Source organism: Treponema endosymbiont of Eucomonympha sp. (assembly GCF_001028545.1).
The window spans coordinates 14,923-35,651 of the sequence record NZ_BBPW01000092.1 but is presented as its reverse complement, the minus strand read 5'-3'; the positions used below and the strand labels follow the sequence as shown (position 1 = coordinate 35,651).

The window sequence follows — 20,729 nt, the reverse complement described above, 5'->3', positions numbered from 1 at the left end:
TATACGCACCCAACTCGGTAGTGCGCCGCAGACGTGCGCAGAACTCGGTCGTTACCCGCAGGGTAACGCGGCGCTCCTGACACGGGCGTGTCATAACCTATGCTTCGGCGCGGTGCACCTGCTCGTAGGTCGGCTGGTGGTAGGTTTCCTGAAACAGGATATACGTGCCGATTCCGACGGCGTTGAGCTTGCGGTAGTTTTCCGTCGTCGTCGCGGCAATGTTGACGTTGATTCGCCGGATTTCGCCGTTTTTGAACTTCATCCCGTAAATCGCGCCGATGCATTCGAGGATATACTCTATTGGGCATTCCGCGCCGTGCTCGCCGGCTTCAAGGGCGATTCGCTTGTGCCCCATTTGCTCCAGCAGCTTTGTTTCTTCGCGCACCTCGTCCATAGTCAGCTTGCGGCGCGGAAAATCGTGCCCGCAGTTATAGCTGCAATACGCGCAGCGGTTCACGCAGTAGTCGCTCACGTACAGCGGCGCGAACAGGACGATTCGGTTGCCGTAAATGTGCCGCTTGATTTTGCCCGCAATGTCGAAGATGCGCGCGATATGCTCCGGCTTTTCGGTCATGAGCAGCGCGGCAATCTCGGTATGGCTCGCGCCTTCAAAGCGTTCGGCTTTGTCGAGAATCCGCTGAATCTCCGCGTCGGTGGCGCCCTTCGCGTGCTCAAGCACGCCGCTGATATAGTCGGCGTCGATAAAGGTGTTTTTCGTCGTTTCGGCGACAGGTACAGTTGCCATTTATGCGCCTCCCTTGATTCGTTCCAGTTCGCCCGACACGGCGGTCTTCACCGTAACGTTGGGCAGGTTCCCCAGCTTGCCGGTGAGGGCGTTTATGTCGTCCAGTTCCCCGCGCACCGTGAGCGCGATGACTCCGGTGTCGTCCTCGTCGAACGGGATTCCCATTCTGCCTTTGATGATTCCCCTGAAGCGGGAAACCGTCTCGTTGAACAGCCTCTGGCTGGTCTGAGGCTTCTCCAGCACTGCGCCGATAACCGCTATCCGTTCCATAGTCCCTCCAAAAAAAATACCCCCACGCCGAAAAGCATGAGGGTAGGCATACGCCGCAGATTGTGCGCAGCGGGGGCTGCGCTCGCGTGCCGAATGCCGTGCCCTCGCCGAAACAGAACATATCTTGATTCGCAAGGTTTTGGCGCAGAATCCGCCGTTCGGAAAGCTACCGCTCGCCGACGGCGTGTGTTTAAGGGTAACGCAGAAAAGCGGCGGCGTCAAGCGATACCCGCGCATTGCGCGGGTATCGCTTGAGTTTCTTGAGGAAACTCGGCATATAGGGTGCGCGTATTCAATAGTGCGCGGATCTTTCATCAGTTTTCCCGTTGGAAAAGCGCGTAATCACCTGTAGCCGATACGTGTCGGCTGTGAACGCGGCGGGCGCGTGGATAAACACGGCACCGGCTGAACCGAAAATCAGCTGACGGCGACTTTTTATGTTCCGCATACCGCTTTACCGTCAGAAAACCGCCGCAATTTGTTCTTCGCGGGCTTGCGCCGCAGCCTCTGAAAAATCAGCGAACGCGGCGCTGTCCGCGTCTGTACGGGTTTGGAATACACTTTTCTGGCGGGCATCATCGGCGGCGGTAGCGTCGAGGGAAAACTTCGGCTTAAACTCGACGTGTTCGGCGACAATGACGATTCTCGTCTTGTTTTTTCCATCCGGATCTTGCCACCGATTCTGTTTCAGCCGCCCGACAATGCGCACCCCGCGTCCTTTTTCGCACGACTGTGCACACGCTTTTGCCAAATCGCCCCACGCGTCGATGTCGAAGAACGACACTTCTTTTTGAGGCATTCCCTCGCGGTATTGCGTCCACCGGTTTATCGCCACGCTAAACTTGCAAATCGGCGTTCCCTTTGCCGTTTCCCGCATATCCGGCGACCGTACCACGTTCCCCTCCAGAATAACCGAATTGAGCGAATTCATATATAACTCCTGTTTCGTGTGATTTAGCATTGACAGCACAAATTGTGCTGCCGTATCTATTTATGGTGCGGCAGCGCAGAAAAGGCACCCGTTCTTGAAAACAGCGGAAAATTATTAGACAGTATAGATAGGAAGGTAGAGTGACATGAATGGCGGCGATGAGGGAAGCGGCAAGCTTTGCGTAGCGCGCAGCGTTTCCCCGCCGGCGCTCGAGGGCACGGAAAACATTTTCAATAAGTGTCGTGCCCGATACAGTTCATGACTGTACGCTCTTTGCTCTTTTCGGCTTTTAACCGGAGGGATGACAGTTGTTATATCCGCTTCCTTAAGCATGTCGAGCAGTTCGTTCGTGTCATACGCTTTGTCCGCGAGGAACGCTTCCGTTTCCAAATCCTCCATAAGGAGAGGAGCTTGATTACAATCCGTGACAGTGCCGCTTGCCGGTATCCCGTACTCGTCAACTACCAAATGTAATTTGCTGTTCAGCCCCTTTTGTACGGCTAATGTCCTAACTGCCACCCCGCATGCGTCCGCGTGTGCCTTGATATACGTCGAATCTATCATAAAAATATCCCCGGCAGACTTGCCTATTGCGGCGTCCGCCAACATTTTCCATATTCCCTTGTCCCGCCTGACGGCAAAACCGCTTATATATGCTGTTCCGGTTCCCTAATTCAGGCGGCATGTCTCTCCGCGGAGCGCCCGTGCGCGTCTGCCACGCTGCCGCGTTGATAAACAGGCGGCTGTCTTTCGCCGCTCCCCCGTGCTTCCCTGCCTGTCCGGGCAGAAGGTCTTTTATCCGTTCCCACGCCTCGTCGCTTATATCGTGCCGGTGAATGCCTTCATTTTCTTTCATGTTTCTCATTTTACCTCTTTCCCCTATCTAGTCCACACTGTCTAGGGCGGAGTTATATGTATATGGTGCTTTGTAATATACCATGCGCTCTGCCGCGCATACGGTATGCATAACATACGGTACGCATAGTAGGCACTCCCCGCACGGGCGTCTGTTTGTCCCCGCCCCTTGGCAAAATCCGCTCGGCAGGCAAAACGGGGCTGGGCACAAAAAAGGAAGGGTTGCTTTGCGGCAACCCCTCCCCCGTCCACGCGGAGTTCAGTGCGCGGACGGATTTATCGCTGTATCCTACCCTATTCCCGCTTTTCGGCAAGCCTGTCTGCCGCATAGAGGCGAAGCATATGCGCCAGCCCTATCAGGCATTCCTTACGCCGAACGCAGAAAGTCGAGCGCAACCTGCGCCATGCACGCCGACGCGGTTTTGAGCACGCGGTCGTCCCAGCGGAAGCCGGGGCTGTGGTTCACCACCGGCGTTGCGCCCTGCATGATTCCGACAAAGAAGAACGACGCGCTCACCCGCTCGGCGATATAAGCGAAGTCCTCCCCGCCCATGCTCGGCGCGGGCGACTCCAGCACGTTGTCCGCGCCGACAATCCTGGCGAGCGCGCTCCGCGCCAGCGCGGTCGCCGCCGCGTCGTTTATGAGCGGGGGATAACGCCTCGTTACCGTCAGCTCATACGAGCCGCCCGCGCCGAGCGCAATGCCTTTGAGTATCCGCTCCATTTCGCGGGGAATCGCCTCGCGGAGTTCCGCGCTGAATGTCCGTATCGTGCCGAGCAGCCGGACTTCGGAGGGAATCACGTTGTGCGTCTCGCCGCCCCGTATCATGCAGACCGACACGACCGCGGGGTCGACGGGGTCCCGGCGGCGGCTCACGATAGTCTGGAACTGCGTAACGGCTTCCGCCGCCATGACTATGGGGTCGACCGTCAGGTTCGGGTGCCCTGCGTGCCCGCCCCGTCCCTTCAGCACGGCGCGGAACTCGTCGGGAGCAGCCATAGCCGCGCCCAGTCTGACCGCGACCTGCCCTTCGGGGACGTCGCCGGCAAGGTGGCAGCCGAACGCAGCTTCGACACGCGGGTTTTCCAGAATGCCCGCGTCGAGCATCTTCTCCGCTCCGCCGCCGTTTTCCTCCGCGGGCTGAAACATGAGCTTAACGGTGCCGGGGATTTCGTCCCGCAGCTCGCTGAGCGCCATAGCCGCGACGAGCAGCCCCGCCGTGTGCCCGTCGTGCCCGCAAGCGTGCATGACGCCGGGCACAAGCGATTTGTACGGCACGTCCGCCTGCTCGTCCACCGCGAGCGCGTCCATATCCGCGCGGAGCAGCACCGCTTTGCCCGGCTTGCCGCCCCGAATGACGCCGAGCACGCCGTTCTCCCCGATTCCCGTTTGGGTCTCTATCCCGCATTCCCGCAGGATTCCCGCGACATAGCGCGCGGTTTCGGTTTCCTGCCCCGAAAGCTCGGGGTGCCGGTGCAGGTGGTGCCGAATCTCCACGCCCCGCGCATAGTGCTTTTCCGCAAGCTGCCTGAGCCTGCCGGCGGTTTCGCCCGCCGCTGCCTGTTCCGCCATAGCGCCTCCCGCGTTCCCTGTGGGGAACATTCAAGTTTCGTAAAGTATATGCCTTCGCCGCGCCTTTGCCTATACTGCGCACCGAAGGCTTGCGCAGTATAGGGCGGGCTTACCGAGCGGGAGAGAAAGGGAGCGGGCAAAGCCTATTCCCTTTCTCGTCTCATAGGGAAGCGGTTTTACCGCTTCCCTATGACGGCGTATAGGCAAGCCGACCGACGCTAGCTCTTGCAGAGGTCGGCTTACTGCACTGTTCGCTACCTTTGTTAAGCCCTTAACGCTGTCTCTGTTAAGGGCATATCGCTGCCTCTGATACGCCCGTATCGCTGCCTCTGATACGCCCATATCGCTGCCGCTGCTATGGGCGCATAAGCGCGGCGCGGCTTTGCCTATACGCCGCGAACGTGCGCACATAAAAAAGGCGGGACTGCCTTGCGGCAGCCCCGCCCCCGTCCGCGCACAAGGAGGTCAGCGCACGGGCGGGCTTATTGCTTTGTCTCTATGCCGCCTTCTCTTATTTAGCGGTGAAGTCGCCGCCCAGCCACTCAAGGGAGAGCCGCTTCAGCGTGCCGTCGTCTTTCAGCTCCTGCAGCGCCGCGTCGAAGGTCTTTTGCAGTTCCGCGCCTGTTTGCTTGTTGAACATATAGTATGTGTCCGAGTTGTACACCGCCGGCTCCACAATGCGGAGGTGCGCGTCGTATTCCCTGTTGAAGCCTTCAAGGTCTCGAATCATAGACACCATAGCGTCCGCCTTGCCCGATGCGATATCCTCGCACCCAAGAGCGCGGGTCGACTCGAATATGATTTTGAACGGACGCCCGTGCTCCTCGTTCCACTTATTCGTCACGTAGTATTCGTTTGCCGCCGTGTATGTCAGCACCACCGTCTTGCCCTTCAGGTCGTCAAACGAGTTTATGCTGAAGTCGTTCTCGCGCACGCCCAAATGCTGGGGGAACGTGGTGTAGCCGACCGTGCCGTACAGGTACTTTTGCGCGCGCTCGATATTGTATTCGAGCTGGGCTGCCGCGATGTCGATTTTGCCCGACTCCAGCGACAGGAGAATGTTGGGAAAATCCATAATCTGATACTTGAGCGTGAACTCCGTGTGCCGCGCGTCGATTTCGTCCAGCACCGCCTTCTCGAAGCCGGTCAGCTTGTTGTGCTCGTCGAGATACCAGTACGGCTTTAACGTCGGAGCCGCCCCGACGATGATTTCGCGCGGCTTCCCCTTGCTGTTCTTGGCGTTTCCCGCCGCGCTTGCCGACAATGCCGCGGCGAATGCCAGCGCCGCCGCCGCGATTCTCTGTGCTGTTTTCATATTGTAGCCTCCTGCCCCAAAGTATTGCGCCAGTATACGCCGCTTCCGCCGCCGGTCAAGGTACCGCCCGCGCCGGGCTTTGTGAAGCGCGCATTTCAGGCTTTGAAACCTGCCCACCAAACTTTATATGCCGAGTTTCCTCAAGAAACTCGGTCGTTCGGCTACCGCCGAACGCCGCTTGCCGTTATGCCAAGCGAGTTTGCGAAGCAAACTCGGTAGTGCGCCGCAGACGTGCGCAGAACTCGGTCGTTACCCGCAGGGTAACGCGGCGCTCCTGACACGGGCGTGTCATAACCTATGCCACCCCTCGGCTAGATTGCTCGGTAGCCCCGCTGGTTGAAACCGCCAGTATATCGCTCGGCAGGCACAGTAGATGCTTACCCGTAGTATGGCATAAAGGCTTTCGCCTGTCGGTCGGATTACTCGGTAGCCGTAGTAAGTATCAGCCTCTATGCCAAGCGAGTTTGCGAAGCAAACTCGATAGCGCGCGCCGCAGGCGTGCGCAGAACTCGGACCTTACCCGCAGGGTAACGCGAAACATAGGCAGGTTTGGCAGTCAAACATGAGCAGGTTTCAAAGCCCGCCCGGTAGCCGCTTATCCGTATTACGGTTTTATGTCGCCCCTCGGCAAGCCTTCTTGATAAACACGGCAGGTGTTTGCCCGTACTACGGCATAGAGGCTTTCGCCCTTCGGCAAGCCCGCTCGGTAGTTGCAGTAGCCGCTTATTCGTACTACGGCTTTATATCGCCTGTCGGTCGGCTCGCTCGGTAGGCAACTACGCAGAAAGCGCCGGCATATCGCTCGGTAACCGCGGTAGGTTCTTACCCGTATTACGGCATATTGGCTTTCGCCCTTCGGCAGTACCACTCGGCAGGCAACTGGGCGGAAGCCCCTCGGTCGACTCGCTCGGTAGCCCCGCTGGTGGAAACTTGAACGTTACCCGTAGGGTAACGCGGCACTCCTGACACGGGCGCGCAGGCTCTCCTCGGCAAGCCTTCTTGATAAACACAGTAGCCGCTTACCCGTATTACGGCATCTAGGTAGTGTGGACTGGAAGGTAGAGGAATAAACACCTGACATGAATAGCGGCGATGAAGGAAGCGGTGAGCTTTGCGTAGCGTGTGGCAATTCCGCGCCAGCGCTTGAGGGCGCGGAAGACGTTTTCAATGACGTGCCGCGCCCGATACAGTTCATGACTGTACGCTCTCTGCTCTTTCCGGCTTTTAACCGGAGGGATGACGGCTGTTATATCCGCTTCCTTAAGCATATCGAGCAGTTCGTTCGTGTCATACGCCTTGTCCGCAAGAAACGCTTCCGCCTCCAAATCCTCCATAAGGAGAGGCGCTTGATTACAAGCCGCGACAGTACCGCTTGTCACAATGCCGCTTGCCGGTATCCCGTACTCGTCAACTACCAAATGTAATTTGCTGTTCAGCCCCCTTTTGTACGGCTAATGTCCTGAGTGCCGCCGCGCGCCCCGCACGCGTCCGCGTGTGCCTTGATATACGTCGAATCTATCATACGGATATCCCCGGCAGGCTCGCCTATTGCGGCGTCCGCCAGCATTTTCCCTATTCCCTTGTCCCGCCAGCGACAAAACCGCTTGTGTATGCTGTTCCAGTTCCCGAATTCTGGCGGCATGTCTCTCCACGGAGCGCCCGTGCGCGTCTGCCACGCTACCGCGTTGATAAACAAACGGTTGTCTTTCGCCACTCCCCCGCGTTTCCCTGCCTGTCCGGGCAGCAGTTCTTTTATCCGTTCCCACGCCTCGTCGCTTATATCGTGCCGGTGAATGCCTTCATTTTCTTTCATGCTTCCTGTTTTACCTCTTTTTTCCTCTTTAGTCCATACTACCTAGGGCGGGACAGAGGCACTGTCTAGGGCGGGACAGAGACACTGTTCTAGGCGGGAGAGAGGCTCTCTATTGTCGACCCGCTTTCGGGCAAGCAGCCGCTCGCGTCCGCAGACGGCAGCGTCATCCTCGCGGTCAACGGCGAAATCTACAACCACCAGGACATTCGCCGGAGATACGCGGACAGGTACGGCTTCAAGACGCAGTCCGACTGCGAAGTCATCCTGCCGCTCTATCAGGAAAAAGGCGCGAGTTTTCTCGAAGACCTGAACGGCATATTCGCGTTCGCCCTGTACGACCAGAAAAACGACGCCTACTTCGTGGGGCGCGACCATATCGGAATCATCCCGCTGTATCAGGGCTGGGACGAGGACGGGCGCTATTACGTGGCGAGCGAGCTGAAGGCGCTGGAAGGCGTCTGCTACACGATAGAGGAGTTCCCCCCGGGCATTATTTCTACAGCCGCGACAAAACGCCGATTAAGTGGTATTCGCGCGGCTGGACGGACTACGGCGCGGTAAAAGACAACGCGAGCGACGTCGCCGCGCTGCGGAACGCGCTGGAGGCCGCGGTGAGGCGCCAGCTTATGAGCGACGTGCCCTACGGCGTGCTGCTCTCGGGCGGGCTTGATTCGTCCATTATCGCCGCCGTCACGCAGAAGTTCGCGCAGAAACGCATCGAGACCGGCGGCGCGCAGGCGGCGTGGTGGCCACGGCTCCATAGCTTCGCCGTCTGGCTGGAAGGTTCACCCGACCTGCTCGCCGCGCAGAAAGCCGCCGACCATATCGGCACGGTGCACCACGAGGTGCACTTCACGATACAGGAAGCGCTGGACGCCGTGAGCGACGTGATTTATCACCTTGAAACCTACGACATAACCACCGTCCGCGCTTCCACGCCTATGTTCCTGCTCGCCCGCGTCATAAAATCTATGGGCATCAAAATGGTGCTTTCGGGCGAAGGTTCCGACGAGCTGTTCGGCGGCTATTTGTACTTTCACAAAGCGCCGAACGCGCGGGAACTGCACGAGGAGACGGTGCGGAAACTCGGCAAACTGCACCTGTACGACTGCCTGCGGGCAAACAAATCGCTCGCGGCCTGGGGCGTGGAAGGGCGCGTGCCGTTTTTCGCGCCGTCCGCTTTCTCCTGCGAGCTGCTCATACAGCTTTATGCGGCGCGCAGAGAAGTCTCCGGGTCGTTCGTAAAAGTCTCTGAACGACTCATAAAGTTGTCCGAGTCGTTCGGAAGTTTTTATGAGCGGCGCATAAAGTTGTATGGGCGGGTCGTTTGACGCCGCGTTTGTGCCGAAAAGCCTCTTAACAAAGCGCGAAACATGTTTTATGTATTGTATACAATAACAAAATGTAGCGGAAGGAAAAGATGAATGCAACGAAGAGGTTTTTAATCGACGCGCCGAGCATTTTGGCGGACGCGGCGACTGTCTGTCGGACAGGCGGCGGTTTTTCAATGAAGGGTGAAAAATGAAAAAGAGTTTGATTACTTTATTAGCGGCCGCAGCAGCGTTTGCCGCTTTCTCTTGCGGAAATGGGTTAAGAGAGAACAGAGATAACGTATTTTCTATTACAGTAGAATCTGCGAGAAAATCAGAATTTGTAAAACTTAAAGATCATGTAATTTCTCTTAAAAGTCCGGGAGCAAATGCCAATACGGTATTGGGCATATTCAACTAAAGTTGTAGCCGATTCTTGGACATATTTGTATCTCACCTGCCGTTCTGAAGGTATTATTGAAGAACTGAAGAAGAAAAATCTTGTTGACGCTAGCCGGGTTCGTAACGCTTATGAAGACGATCTTGTCGGCGCACTATTATATAGGCGACCCCTTATCACATAAAGATACGGTTGCATTTTGGTCGTTGAAGTATGACATAAAATAGGGATTTGAATAATTATGATGCATAAGCTTACGACTGTAAGTTGAATCATGCACAAGAAATAGAAAATGAAAAGCAAATCCTTGCGGCTTTAATCAGCGGGACGGCAGCGTTTGCGCAGCGGTAATAAAGCGGCTACGGTATCGAGCGCTCCCCTATAAGGGGAACGCGGACATTCAGGTGGGGAGGCGCACGGGCTTCCCCGCCTTTTTTGCGCCCGGACGAGCGGTATAAAGGCAAAACCTTTATAAAAAGATTTGGAAGCACTTGATATTATTTGCAATTCATAGTAAAAAGAGCGGTAATATCAATAGTAACTTCGGCAACAACAGGAGAAGACTATGTCGAGACTTTTTACCTCCGAATCGGTAACGGAAGGACATCCCGATAAACTGTGCGACCAGATATCGGATGCTATTTTGGACGCCTTGCTCGCGAAAGACCCTGAATCACGGGTAGCCTGCGAAACGCTGGCAACAACCGGGCTTGTTCTGGTAGCGGGGGAGATTTCCACTAAGGCATACGTGGATATTCCCGCCATTGTGCGGAATACCATTGTAGAGGTCGGGTATCACGATACCAGCGGCGGGTTTGACGGCAAAACCTGCGCGGTTTTGGTCGCTCTGGACGAGCAGTCCCCGGATATCGCACAGGGGGTGGACAAGGCGTATGAGGCAAAAACCGGCGGAAGCGCGGACGCGGGAACCGGCGCGGGGGACCAGGGAATGGTGTTCGGCTATGCTACCGACGAAACGCCCGCATATATGCCGGCGCCTATCGCGTTTGCCCACGCGCTCACCAGAAAGCTGGCGGAAGCGCGCAAAAACGGCACCCTGCCGTATCTGCGCCCCGACGGAAAATCGCAGGTAACCGTGGAATACGGCGGCGACGGACAGGTGCGCCGGATTCACACGGTGGTGCTTTCCGCCCAGCACGACGCGGAAGTGAAACAGGAAACCCTGAAGCGGGACATTATCGAAAAGGTGATTAAACAGGCGCTGCCGGCGGGGCTTTTGGACGGCAACACCGTATACCTTATCAACCCCACGGGACGGTTTTATATCGGCGGACCGCAGAGCGATTCCGGTCTTACAGGAAGAAAGATTATCGTGGATACGTATGGCGGGGTGGGACGTCACGGCGGGGGCGCTTTCTCCGGAAAAGACCCAACAAAGGTTGACCGTTCCGCCGCGTATGCGGCGCGGTGGATAGCAAAAAACCTCGTCGCCGCGGGCGCGGCAAAACGGCTGGAAGTGGAGATAGCCTATGCTATCGGCGTGGCGCGTCCGGTCTCGATAAGCGTCGACACCTTTGGCACCGGTACGCTGGCGGAAGATAAAATCGTCGGGATTATCGAAAAAGAGTTCGACCTCCGCCCCGACGCGATTATCAGGCAGTTCAACCTGCGCCGACCCATTTACCGGCAGACCGCCGCGTATGGGCACTTTGGGCGGACGGATATTGATCTGCCCTGGGAAGCCCTTGATAAAGTGCAGACTATCAAAAAAGCAGGGCTTTGAGTTTTAGCGGCATAAGCCGGGAAATGAGAATAATCTGCGTTATGGGTCTCGGCGAGAAAGAGGCAAGGCGGAGAACGCGACATTTGCGCCGCCTATGGTCACAGCAGATGTTGCCATATCAGTACTTGAAAGCACGCACAGGCGCTATCGACTGATTTGCATACAGCAATAGGTAATGTGCACAAAGGCAGGACGAAAGTCCTGTTTTTTTATGCCCAAAGTCCGCATCGCGATTTTACTTATACGCTGCAAATTTGCGAAGCAAACTCAGCAGCGAGTTTCGTCCGCACATAATAATAGGAGGGAGTCTCTTTCCTACAATAGGGAAAACCTCCCCGCCATAGTAGAGGAACATTCCTCACTATAATAAGGAGCATATTCCTCTTTTGGCAGGGAACAGACCTCGTTCAGTTGGCGGTTAAATCTTTGTTGTAGGCGAACAAGCGCGGCGTTTTGAGGAGCTTGTCGCATAAGAGTTTATCTGTAACGTCCATCTGTCGAGTTTTCGATAAATTCGCCTCTATGCCAAGCGAGTTTGCGGCAAACGAAACGGCACAAACTCGGTAGCACGCCGAAGGCTTGCGGCGAACTCGGACGTTCCCCGTGCGGAGCCGGGGAATGTGCCAAACACAGGCAGGTTTGACATTCAAACAGGGCAGGTTGTCATAGGGAAAGCGGAAGTCTGTTCGGCAGCCCCCATTGGTGGAAACCGTCCGCATATCGCTCGGTAGCCGCGTTTGTATGCTTCGCCTCTATGCCGATTTCTTTCAAAGAACTCGGGTATAAACCTGCGGCGTACAGTAGCAAGCCTTCGGCGCGCGCGCTATAATGCCGCTATGAACGAGCAATTCCTGCCGCCCGCGCAGAAGGCGGTCTATATCATGGGGCACCGGAATCCCGACACCGATTCCGTCGTGGCGGCGGCGGCGTATGCCCGCCTGAAGCGCTGCATGGGCAAGCCGGAATACGCGGCGGTGCGCGGCGGCAAGCTGGCGCCGCAGACGGAGTATATTTTTGAGCGCTTCAAAGTGCCCGTGCCGCAGTATATCCCCGACATGATTCCGAAGGTCGCGTACTATATGAACGCGGGCGCGCAGCCGGTCAGCGGCGGCGCGTCGCTGTGGAACGCGGTCGCGCAAATGGCGGCGTCGAACGCCAAGGCGCTGCCCGTCGTCAACGCCGACGGTACGTACAGCTCGCTTTTGAACTACAACGCCTTCGCCCAGAACATGCTGAAGGTGCTGAACCCCGAGACGCCGACGCTGTTTTCCGCCAGCGTCCGCCTGCTCCGCGAGACGCTGTCCGCGCAGCAGGTGCTCGCCTTCGGCGAGGAGGAGCTGTTCAAATGCGTCGTCATCGTGGCGGCGGCGAGCTTCGAGACGTTCAAGGCGACGCTGGCGCTCCACACGCCGGAGAACGCCGTCGTCATAACCGCCGACCGCGGGGACGTGCAGGAATACAGCATTCAGCGCGGCGTGCGCGCTTTGGTGCTGTCGGTGGGGACGCCTATGGAAAAGCCCCTCCGCGAAAAGGCGGCGCTCCGGCGGGTGTCCGTGCTGATAAGCCCCTACCCCTCGGCGGAGACGGCGATGCTCGCCATGCATTCCGCGCCCGTCTCCACGATGGCGGATTCGGAGATTAAGCCCGCGCACGTCTGGGACACGATACGGAGCGTGCGCCCCCTTTTGCAGGAGTCGGCGAGCAGGACGCTGCCCGTCGTCGACGACAAGAACCAGCTCGTCGGCACCATTTCGGAGAGCAACCTGCTCCGCGACCCGCACGTGGAAATCATCCTCGTCGACCACAACGAAATCACGCAGGCGCTCGAAGGCATAGAAAACTACCGCATACGGGAGATTATCGACCACCACCGGCTCGGCAACCTGAACACGAAGGAGCCGATTTCGTTCATAAACCGCCCCGTCGGCGCGACCTGTACGATTATCGTGTCGCTGTACCGGCAGAACCGCGTGCCGATTCCGAAGGAAATAGCCTCTATTCTGCTGGCGGGAATCCTTGCCGATACGCTCCTTTTGCAGTCTTCGACGACGACCGCCGAGGACCGCGACACCGCCGAGTACCTGTCGAATATCACCGATTTGGACGTGCAGGAGTTCGGGCGCGAAATCATCGCCGCGGCGAACCGCATAGGCGACCGGAGCGCGGGAGAGGTCATAAAGCAGGATATGAAGGAATACGACGAGGCGGGCGTTACGTTCACGGTGAGCCAGATAGAGGTCGACACGCCGGCGGAGATACTGTCGCGCAAGAAGGAGTTCCTCGACGAGCTGGAAATCGAGCGGCGGACGCGCGACGCGCTGTTCAGCGCCATTATGGTAACCGATATTACCAAACTCACCAGCACCCTGCTCATTGCGGGCAAGCCGGCGTTCCTCGAAAGTCTCGGCTTCCCGCGGCAGGGGGAGGGCGTGTATTTCCTGAACGACATTCTGTCGCGGAAGAAGCAGCTCGTCCCGCTGCTGACCGAGCAGGTCGGTCGGGCAAGCGGCGCATAAGCGTTACCCTACGGGTAACGACAGAGTTTCTTGAGGGAACTCGACGGAGAAGCGAAGCATAGAGGATAGCCGCCTTTATCCCGTCTTGCAAGCCGGCAGCTTATAGGGCGGCAAGCGAGCCGCCCGCGCGGGAGGTTCTCGTTAGGCTAGAACAGAGCCTCTCGTTCGCCCACACGAGAGCCTCTCGTTCGCCCACACGAGAGACGCTCGTCCGCTCACACGAGAGCCTCTCGTCCGCCCATACGAGAGACGCTCGTCCGCTCACACGAGAGCCTCTCGTCCGCTCGCAAGAGAGACGCCCGTATCGCCGCCTCTCTGCCGCCCATATCAGAGCCTCTGATACGCCCGTATGCCGGGCAGCGGTCGCCGAAATATTGACACATTTTCCGCAGAAGAATAAGATATAGCCATTATGATGCATTCTTTAGCGCAGGAATTGAACGCCGCTCTGAAAGGCTCCGTGCCCGGCAGCTTTCTGTCCGATTTGGGCGAGCGCATATACTTTCCCCACGGGATTATCGCGCAGGGCGCCGACGCGAAAAAGCGCGCGAAAACCGCGAACGCGACCATCGGCATGATGACGCAGGGCGGAAAACCGGCAATCCTGCCGGAAATCGCCGAGGAACTGCCGCGTTTGAGCGCCGCCGAAATCGTCGCGTATGCGCCGACCGCCGGAAATCAAGAGCTACGGGAGCTGTGGAAACAGAGCATCGTCGCCAAAAACCCCGCGCTGCAGCACACGCAGTTTTCCCTGCCCGTAGCGGTGTCCGGTATCACCGCGGGGCTTTCCCTGCTCTGCGACCTCTTTCTGTCGGAAGGCGACGCCTTGCTTGCCGGCGGTCCCGCGTGGGACAACTATGAGCTTATCTCCGCCGCGCGGCGAAACGCAGCCTTTAAGCCGTTCAATATGCTCGCGGACGGTGGAATAGACTTCGGCTCGTTCCAAGAAGCGCTTCAGCGGGAGGAAGCGAAAGGCGCCGTGCGGCTTTTGCTGAACTTCCCGCACAACCCCTCCGGCTATTCCCCGACCGTTGCGGAAGCGCGCACAATCTGCGCCCTGCTCAAAGAGGGCGCGGAAAAAGGCTGCCGCTTCCTCGTCATCTGCGACGACGCCTATTTCGGCTTGGCGTTTGAGGACGACGTCGAGCGGCAGTCGCTGTTCGCCTACCTTGCGGATATGCACGAGAACATATTCGCGGCAAAACTCGACGGCCCCACGAAGGAAGACTTCGTCTGGGGCTTCCGCTGCGGCTTCCTCACGTTTGCCGGCAAAGGCGTGACGGGCGCGCAGTACGACGCGCTGACCCAGAAGCTTATGGGGCTTATCCGCTCGTCCGTGTCCTGTTCCGCGACGCCGTCTCAAAGCCTGCTGCTCAAAGCTTACGGCAAGCCGCGCGCCGAAGAACACAGAGCCCGCTTCCGCGCCGAGCTTGCGGAACGGTACCGGAAAATCCGCGCGATTGTCGCGGCGCGCACAGACTGCGCCGCGCTCGAAGCGCTGCCTTTTAACTCCGGCTATTTTATGAGCTTCCGCTGCGCCGACGCCGAAGCGCTGCGGCTCCGCCTGCTGGAAGAATCGGGAATCGGCACCGTCGCGATAGACGGGCACACGCTCCGAATAGCGTTTTCCAGCGTAGACGCCGACCAAATCGATGCCGTGTATGCGGCGGTTTACCGCACGGCAGAGGCTTTACCCGTGCTCCGCACGGGTAAAGACCGAGTTCCTTGAGGGAACTCGGCACATAGGTCGGTGCGGGGTACTCCCCGCACAGGTAACGACCGAGTTTCTTGAGGAAACTGCCGCACGCCGAAGGCGTGCTACCGAGTTTGCGCCGCTTCGCTTACCGCAAACTCGCGGCATAACGGCTTTGCCTGTGGGTAAAGGCGTATAGGGATTGCCGAAATGGAGAGAAAGGAAACGGGCAAAGCATGTTCCCTTTCTCGTCTCATAGAGAAAGCGGTTTTGCCGCTTTCCCTATGACGGCGTACAGGCGGAGAGGCGAAAAATCTTTCCCGCCGTTTCTAAAAATAGGGGCGAGCGGGTTTTATTTAGGAGAGGTAAAAGAAATGAACAAAAGAACAGTAATAGCATTTTTAAGCGTTTCGTTCATAATTGGCGGCAGTATATTTTTAGCGTGCTGTCAAAATGTGAATCCAGCAAATAAAGTTGAATCTGCCGCCGGAGAAAAGGATTCCGCCAGCAAGCTGTCGGGCGAACGAAAAGCTGCTGCCGCCCAATTTAATGACGGCGACTATACGTTCTACTTTAAGGGTGGTGCTCAAGTAAGTGGAGATTGTGACGGTTATTCGTCAGATCCAAATGGGTGGACAACAATTTATGAGTGGTGGCGGGTTGATGCTAGAAACTGGGAAGTAAGATTAAATAATGCTGGAATACCGACAGAAAGATACAGCACAAGCAGACCCAAATACTGCTGGGTACGTTTTCACACAAGTCTATTGTATTGCGTAGGATTACGTACGCAACTCATATTTTAGAATGAACGGAAAAGAAACAAAAGTCAGTTTTGCAAGAGTTCTTAAATTTGCAGAGGCAGGACGCGAAAGAGCGGGGCGCGCGCCCCGCTCTTTTTTTTATGCCCGAACGCGGCGCGGGCGGGTGTCTCGTGCCCGCCCGTGCAGGTGTCTCGTGCCCGCCCGTGCAGGTGTCTCGTGCCCGCCCGTGCAGGTGCCTCATGCCCGCCCTAGGTAGTGTGGACTGGAAGGTAGAGGAACAAACACCTGACATGAATGGCGGCGATGAAGGAAGCGGTGAGCTTTGCATAGCGCGTAGCAATTCCCCGCCAGCGCTTGAGGGCACGGAAGACGTTTTCAATGACGTGCCGCGCCCGATACAGTTCATGATTGTACGCTCTTTGCTCTTTCCGGCTTTTAACCGGAGGGATGACTGCTGCTATATCCGCTTCTTTAAGCATATCGAGCAGCTCGTTCGTGTCATACGCCTTGTCCGCAAGGAACGCTTCCGCCTCCAAATCCTCCATAAGGAGAGGCGCTTGGCTGCAGTCCGCGACAGTACCGCTTGTCACAATGCCGCTTGCCGGTATCCCGTACTCGTCAACCGTCAAATGTAATTTGCTGTTCAGCCCCCTTTTGTGCGGCTAATATCCTGAGTGCCGCCTTGTGCCCCGCACGCGTCCGCGTGTGCCTTGATATACGTCGAATCTATCATAAAGATATCCCCGGCAGGCTCGCCTATTGCGGCGTCCGCCAGCGTTCTCCATATTCCCTTATCCCGCCAGCGGCAAAACCGCTTGTGTATGCTGTTCCAGTTCCCGAATTCTGGCGGTATATCCCTCCACGGAGCGCCTGTGCGCGTCTGCCACGCTACCGCGTTGATAAACAAACGGTTGTCTTTCGCCACGCTACCGCGTTGATAAACAAACGGTTGTCTTTCGCCACTCCTCCGCGTTTTCCTGCCTGTCCGGGCAGCAGGTCTTTTATCCGTTCCCACGCCTCGTCGCTTATATCGTGCCGGTGAATGCCTTCATTTTCTTTCATGCTCCTATTTTACCTCTTTTCCCTTATCCAGTCCACACTGCCTAGAACTCCCCGCCCTTTTGAGGTGGGAATTTACGCTCTTTTTGTTACTGTTTTTCACCCGCCGCACGGGGAAAGCTCTGTCGATTTACCGCGCGGTAGGTGTAGTGGATAAGCGCAAAGAAGACCGTCATCGCAGCAAACGCGCCGCCCAACACAAAAAAACCCCGCTTGCCGCCGAGCACCGTTGCCGCGAACGCCGCGACGCAGCACAGCCCCGCTTGAATAGTGAGCAAAACCGCGAGGACGCTCCGCGTCGTATACCCCATGCGGAGGAGTTTATGGTGCAGGTGGGCGCTGTCCGCCGTATAAAACGAGTGCCGCTCGCGCTTCCGCCGCCACACCGCCGCAACCGTGTCCAGCGCAGGAATCGAGACGAGCACAATCATCAGGGGAAACAGGTTGTAGTCGACGAACGCCGAAATGCCACACAACGGAAACACCGCGAACGCGAAGCCCAAAAATTGGCTGCCGCCGTCGCCCATGAATATCTTCGCCTTCGGTTTATTGTATAGCAGGAATCCAAACAGACTGCCCGCGAGCACAAAAAAGATTCCGGGAAGGACGGGCTTCCCAGTGAGCAGACAGATGATTCCAAGCGTGAGCGCGAGAAAAAACGAAAGGCTCCCGCACAGCGCGTCAACGCCGTCTATCAGGTTGAAGGCGTTTATCGAGCCGATAAACCATACGAATGTTAACGCGTAGCCTAGCGCGCCGAGCTGCAGCGGCCCGAATTGCGTAAACCGGAAATCGAACGCGAGCGGAATGAACGACGCCAGCACTTGCCCCGCAAGTTTAATCCCCGCCGGCAAATCCGCAAAATCGTCGCATAGCCCGAATATGAACACGATAAAACCAGCGGCAAACAGCGGCAACAAGCGCAGGAACAGCCCTGTATCCTGCTTGCTGACAAATACAGAGGCAAAAATAAAAAACGCAGGGACAAAACCGAGACTTCCCAGGCGAGGGATATTCTCCGTATGGATTTTTCGGGCATTCATCTTGTCGTACCACGAGTTTTTTTTGCACAGCCGCAGAACCAGCGGAATGACGATGACCGTGAACGCACACGCTCCGAAAGAAAAGATAAGTGCTTGCTTATCCATTGTTACATAAAGCGATTTGCCGCACCGCGTCGCGCACCAAATCGCTTTTCCCCTTCTTTAGAATGAGTGCCTGTCCGTCCTGAATGACGACGATCAAGCCGGAAACTCCGCACAATGCCACCGGAATATCTGAATATACAGAACAATCGTCGCTTTCAACGTTCACGATATTATGCATTGGACAGGGAATGCTTTGGACGAATGCGTCCCTGTTTCCCACGTCGCTCCAGCTAAAAGCAGCGGGTACGCAGCTTGCATATGCAGTTTTTTCGGCGACCGCATTGTCGATAGATATAGAAGGCGACGCCAAATACGCCCATTCGAGTCCGCTCCATTTTTGTATGACGCGTATGTTTTGTTTGAGGGAAAGTTCCGGCTTGCTTGCGGCCAACGGTTCGAACGCAGCGGACAACTCCGGCACGAAACGGTTAATTTCGGCGAGATAGTGCGATTCCATAAAAGCGAACATGCCGCTGTTCCACCAGCAGTTTCCTTCAGCAATGTATGTCCGTGCGGTTTTTTCGTCCGGCTTCTCGTGAAACGAACGGACTGCGAGCGCCGAATCCGATTCAGACGCGTACCCGTCGGTTTTGATATAGCCGAAGCCTGTCGCGGGAAAGTCCGGCGTAATGCCGAAGCACACGAATCGGTCTCCCCGCACCGAGTTCAGCGCGGCGCCGCACGAAGCGACAAACATTGTTTCCGGCTTGATAATGTGATCGCTCGTCAACACCAGCATCGTCCGTCCGTCGACGCTGTCGTATATCGAACGCGAAAACATGCACGCGCATTCGACGGCAGCGGCAGTGTGGCGCGGCTCAGGCTCGCCGAATATCACCAATGCGCTCTCTAAAAAAAGCCGTTCTGCCTCCGGCAGGGAAGACGCGAACGAAGCGCACTCTGCGGCGGCAATATCGACAAATTCCCGCCGCGTAATCACCATAATGACTCCGGACGGTTTCAGCGCAAGCGCACGAGAGACCGCCATTTGGAAAAAAGAATGCTCGCCAAACGCCTTTATGAATTGTTTCGGGTGCGCCTTCGTCGAGGCTGGCCAGAGGCGCTCGCCGACACCGCCCGCAAGAATAACAATGTCGGTAAAACCAGCGTCACTGCGGACGGCGGGGCGCGAAACAACGCCGTCCGTGTTATATTTTTTCATACACATACTGGCAAAACGTTTTAATGCGGTTCAAAAAAGATGTTTCCACTCTTTTCCTCGTGAACGGAACCGACGGCGCGTGTACCCCGCCGATTCCGTACAATATCAGCGAATCATCTTGCCTAAACACTAAGATGAGCGACTGCATATGGTTTGCGCGGACGAGCGATATGTTGTCGGTAATGACGGAAGAACCGTCTGTGCGTATGCTATTGGTGTTTTCGTATTGGTAAAAAAGGGTGTCTCCGCCCGTCTGTATCACGATATGCGCGGCAATCACGGTAAACGGCTTCATATAGAGTTCCGCGCTGATATCCGTCAACACGCCGCCATTTTCCGCGCGTTCGTGTTTCGACAGCACGTCGGCGCGAGAATATAGCTCGTAATAGGTTTGGGAGCTTTCGGAGAAATACGGGATTCCTTTGTATGCGGGCACGTCGGTTAAAATGCCGCGCATCTTCGCAATCAGCGTTTCGTCATAGGGGCGCAACTGAATGATTTCGACCAGATAGTTCGGATTCAGCTTTGCAACCACGCCGAGCGCGCGTTCCGCAGCTTCGTTCGCCGGGTTGAGCGACATATTTTGCGCCTTGCCGATATTGCGGATAAGCACTTCGCCTGCGGCGAGCTTCTCTCGTTCGTCGGCTGGAAGGTTTTGGTTAAAAACCTCCGCAGCAAGCGGCGCGCACAGCAACAATGAAACAATCGGCGCGAACATTTTCAGGCGCAGCATACGCGGTATCCTCGCAGGATACGCCGGTTGGCTCATGCGTCCATTCGGCGTTTTCTTTCGGCACAGATTCAAATTCGCGAGCTATTTCGCGGCAAGGCTGATTTGAATATAGCCGCGCTCGTACTGAATGTCAAACGGTTTGCGCTTCTCTACTGCAAGGATATGCGACTTTGCGCATTCAGTCTAAGCGGTGTTGGCGGGAAGAAAAAGGAACAAACGCCTGCCGTCTCTGCCGGTCCAATACCGCGTTATGTCGCTTTCGTACCGCCTAGCAACTGTCCAGTACGCCGCTTCGCTGTCCCTTTAGAGCAGCTTAGGCTGGCGCTCGGTTCGCTTGGGCGCAACATATACTGGTCGCGGCTGACGCAGGGCAAACGGTCGAGTGGAAGACCGCGGCGGTGGGGTAGAGCGGCACCGCCGAACGAGAGTGTCTCTTGTGGGCGGACGAGAGGCACTGTCTTGGGCAGTATGTTGTCGGCTTACTGCACTGTAAGGTGCCGACTTACTGCCCAAGTGTGAGACCGACAGGCGGGCGGCATAGCGTCAGCGAATAAAACAGCACAGAGGCAGCGAACTGGACAGCACAGCGTCAACGAATAGGGCAGCACAGAGGTAACGTACTGAACAGCACAGAGGCAACGAACAGAGCGGCATATCGCTCGATAGCCCCGCTCGGCGCTTATCCGTAATTACGGTAT

The 20,729-nt window shown here is 56.8% G+C and carries 20 protein-coding genes and 1 pseudogene; 8 read left to right on the top strand and 13 right to left on the bottom strand.

Annotated features, from left to right (window positions below; translation table 11 throughout):
- Positions 1-97: 97 nt before the first annotated feature.
- Together AWU74_RS04790 and AWU74_RS04785 are read right to left on the bottom strand one after the other, a co-directional pair.
- Positions 98-745 (bottom strand): radical SAM protein, encoded by a 648-nt coding sequence (locus AWU74_RS04790; RefSeq protein WP_238580166.1) that lies wholly within the window; start codon positions 743-745, stop codon positions 98-100.
- On the bottom strand, positions 746-1,015 hold the full coding sequence (locus tag AWU74_RS04785; RefSeq protein WP_059369281.1) for a TM1266 family iron-only hydrogenase system putative regulator: 270 nt from the start codon (positions 1,013-1,015) through the stop codon (positions 746-748). It lies immediately after the preceding gene.
- Positions 1,016-1,139: 124 nt separating this feature from the next.
- Between AWU74_RS04785 and AWU74_RS04780 the strand changes: the two genes are divergently transcribed.
- On the top strand, positions 1,140-1,367 hold the full coding sequence (locus AWU74_RS04780) for a hypothetical protein (RefSeq protein ID WP_059370679.1): 228 nt from the start codon (positions 1,140-1,142) through the stop codon (positions 1,365-1,367).
- Positions 1,368-1,475: 108 nt separating this feature from the next.
- On the opposite strand, the gene AWU74_RS04775 is transcribed toward AWU74_RS04780, so the two are convergent.
- From AWU74_RS04775 to AWU74_RS04750, 6 genes are all read right to left on the bottom strand, one after another.
- Entirely contained in the window at positions 1,476-1,946 is a 471-nt protein-coding gene (locus tag AWU74_RS04775; RefSeq protein ID WP_086045924.1) for a single-stranded DNA-binding protein, read from the bottom strand.
- Positions 1,947-2,060: 114 nt separating this feature from the next.
- Positions 2,061-2,510, bottom strand: coding sequence for a transposase (locus tag AWU74_RS10350; RefSeq protein WP_187149454.1), 450 nt, complete (start codon positions 2,508-2,510; stop codon positions 2,061-2,063).
- Complete coding sequence (locus AWU74_RS04765; RefSeq protein WP_187150843.1) at positions 2,455-2,802, bottom strand: transposase; 348 nt, start codon at positions 2,800-2,802, stop codon at positions 2,455-2,457. Before AWU74_RS04765 ends, AWU74_RS10350 begins: the two co-directional genes overlap by 56 nt.
- Before the next feature lie 366 nt (positions 2,803-3,168).
- Complete coding sequence (locus tag AWU74_RS04760; protein ID WP_187150842.1) at positions 3,169-4,374, bottom strand: M20 metallopeptidase family protein; 1,206 nt, start codon at positions 4,372-4,374, stop codon at positions 3,169-3,171.
- 511 nt (positions 4,375-4,885) lie between these two features.
- A complete protein-coding gene (locus AWU74_RS04755) occupies positions 4,886-5,689 on the bottom strand; it encodes a transporter substrate-binding domain-containing protein (RefSeq protein ID WP_162504829.1) in 804 nt (267 codons plus the stop codon).
- 1,037 nt (positions 5,690-6,726) lie between these two features.
- Positions 6,727-7,502 (bottom strand): IS5 family transposase gene (locus AWU74_RS04750; RefSeq protein ID WP_162504828.1). Its coding sequence is split into 2 segments (ribosomal slippage): positions 6,727-7,124 and positions 7,124-7,502, totalling 777 coding nucleotides; the frame shifts between segments, so codons are not numbered across the junction.
- A gap of 111 nt (positions 7,503-7,613) precedes the next feature.
- On the opposite strand from AWU74_RS04750, the gene AWU74_RS14220 reads away from it, so the two are divergent.
- The 4 genes from AWU74_RS14220 (at position 7,614) to metK (ending at position 10,956) form a co-directional block, all read left to right on the top strand.
- Positions 7,614-8,063 carry a hypothetical protein gene (locus AWU74_RS14220; protein WP_306700989.1) on the top strand — a complete coding sequence of 150 codons (450 nt, stop codon included), beginning with the start codon at positions 7,614-7,616 and terminating at the stop codon, positions 8,061-8,063.
- A gap of 65 nt (positions 8,064-8,128) precedes the next feature.
- Positions 8,129-8,833: an asparagine synthase-related protein gene (locus tag AWU74_RS14215; RefSeq protein ID WP_306700988.1), complete on the top strand. Its 705-nt coding sequence runs from the start codon at positions 8,129-8,131 to the stop codon at positions 8,831-8,833.
- A gap of 190 nt (positions 8,834-9,023) precedes the next feature.
- Positions 9,024-9,233 carry a hypothetical protein gene (locus AWU74_RS10345; RefSeq protein WP_162481437.1) on the top strand — a complete coding sequence of 70 codons (210 nt, stop codon included), beginning with the start codon at positions 9,024-9,026 and terminating at the stop codon, positions 9,231-9,233.
- A 544-nt stretch (positions 9,234-9,777) separates the two neighbouring features.
- On the top strand, positions 9,778-10,956 hold the full coding sequence (metK, locus tag AWU74_RS04740) for a methionine adenosyltransferase (RefSeq protein WP_062328146.1): 1,179 nt from the start codon (positions 9,778-9,780) through the stop codon (positions 10,954-10,956).
- A 407-nt stretch (positions 10,957-11,363) separates the two neighbouring features.
- On the opposite strand, the gene AWU74_RS10340 is transcribed toward metK, so the two are convergent.
- The gene (locus AWU74_RS10340) at positions 11,364-11,675 is read right to left on the bottom strand and encodes a hypothetical protein (protein WP_162504827.1); all 312 of its coding nucleotides are present in this window, start codon (positions 11,673-11,675) and stop codon (positions 11,364-11,366) included.
- Between the two features lie 117 nt (positions 11,676-11,792).
- Between AWU74_RS10340 and AWU74_RS04735 the strand changes: the two genes are divergently transcribed.
- The 3 genes from AWU74_RS04735 to AWU74_RS10335 all read left to right on the top strand — a co-directional run bounded on the left by AWU74_RS04735 (position 11,793) and on the right by AWU74_RS10335 (position 15,971).
- Positions 11,793-13,472 carry a putative manganese-dependent inorganic diphosphatase gene (locus AWU74_RS04735; protein WP_062328143.1) on the top strand — a complete coding sequence of 560 codons (1,680 nt, stop codon included), beginning with the start codon at positions 11,793-11,795 and terminating at the stop codon, positions 13,470-13,472.
- Positions 13,473-13,884: 412 nt separating this feature from the next.
- Entirely contained in the window at positions 13,885-15,201 is a 1,317-nt protein-coding gene (locus AWU74_RS04730; protein WP_062328139.1) for an aminotransferase class I/II-fold pyridoxal phosphate-dependent enzyme, read from the top strand.
- Positions 15,202-15,401: 200 nt separating this feature from the next.
- Positions 15,402-15,971 carry a hypothetical protein gene (locus tag AWU74_RS10335; protein WP_187150841.1) on the top strand — a complete coding sequence of 190 codons (570 nt, stop codon included), beginning with the start codon at positions 15,402-15,404 and terminating at the stop codon, positions 15,969-15,971.
- Positions 15,972-16,177: 206 nt separating this feature from the next.
- On the opposite strand, the pseudogene AWU74_RS10330 reads toward AWU74_RS10335, so the two are convergent.
- From AWU74_RS10330 to AWU74_RS04705, 4 genes and pseudogenes are all read right to left on the bottom strand, one after another.
- Positions 16,178-16,991, bottom strand: a pseudogene (locus tag AWU74_RS10330) (IS5 family transposase).
- An 86-nt stretch (positions 16,992-17,077) separates the two neighbouring features.
- Positions 17,078-18,136: an MraY family glycosyltransferase gene (locus tag AWU74_RS04715; protein WP_062328132.1), complete on the bottom strand. Its 1,059-nt coding sequence runs from the start codon at positions 18,134-18,136 to the stop codon at positions 17,078-17,080.
- A complete protein-coding gene (locus AWU74_RS04710) occupies positions 18,129-19,298 on the bottom strand; it encodes a mannose-1-phosphate guanylyltransferase (RefSeq protein ID WP_062328130.1) in 1,170 nt (389 codons plus the stop codon). Before AWU74_RS04710 ends, AWU74_RS04715 begins: the two co-directional genes overlap by 8 nt.
- Entirely contained in the window at positions 19,285-20,031 is a 747-nt protein-coding gene (locus AWU74_RS04705; RefSeq protein WP_062328127.1) for a DUF6675 family protein, read from the bottom strand. The genes AWU74_RS04710 and AWU74_RS04705 overlap by 14 nt, the downstream gene beginning before the upstream one ends.
- Between the last annotated feature and the right edge of the window lie 698 nt (positions 20,032-20,729).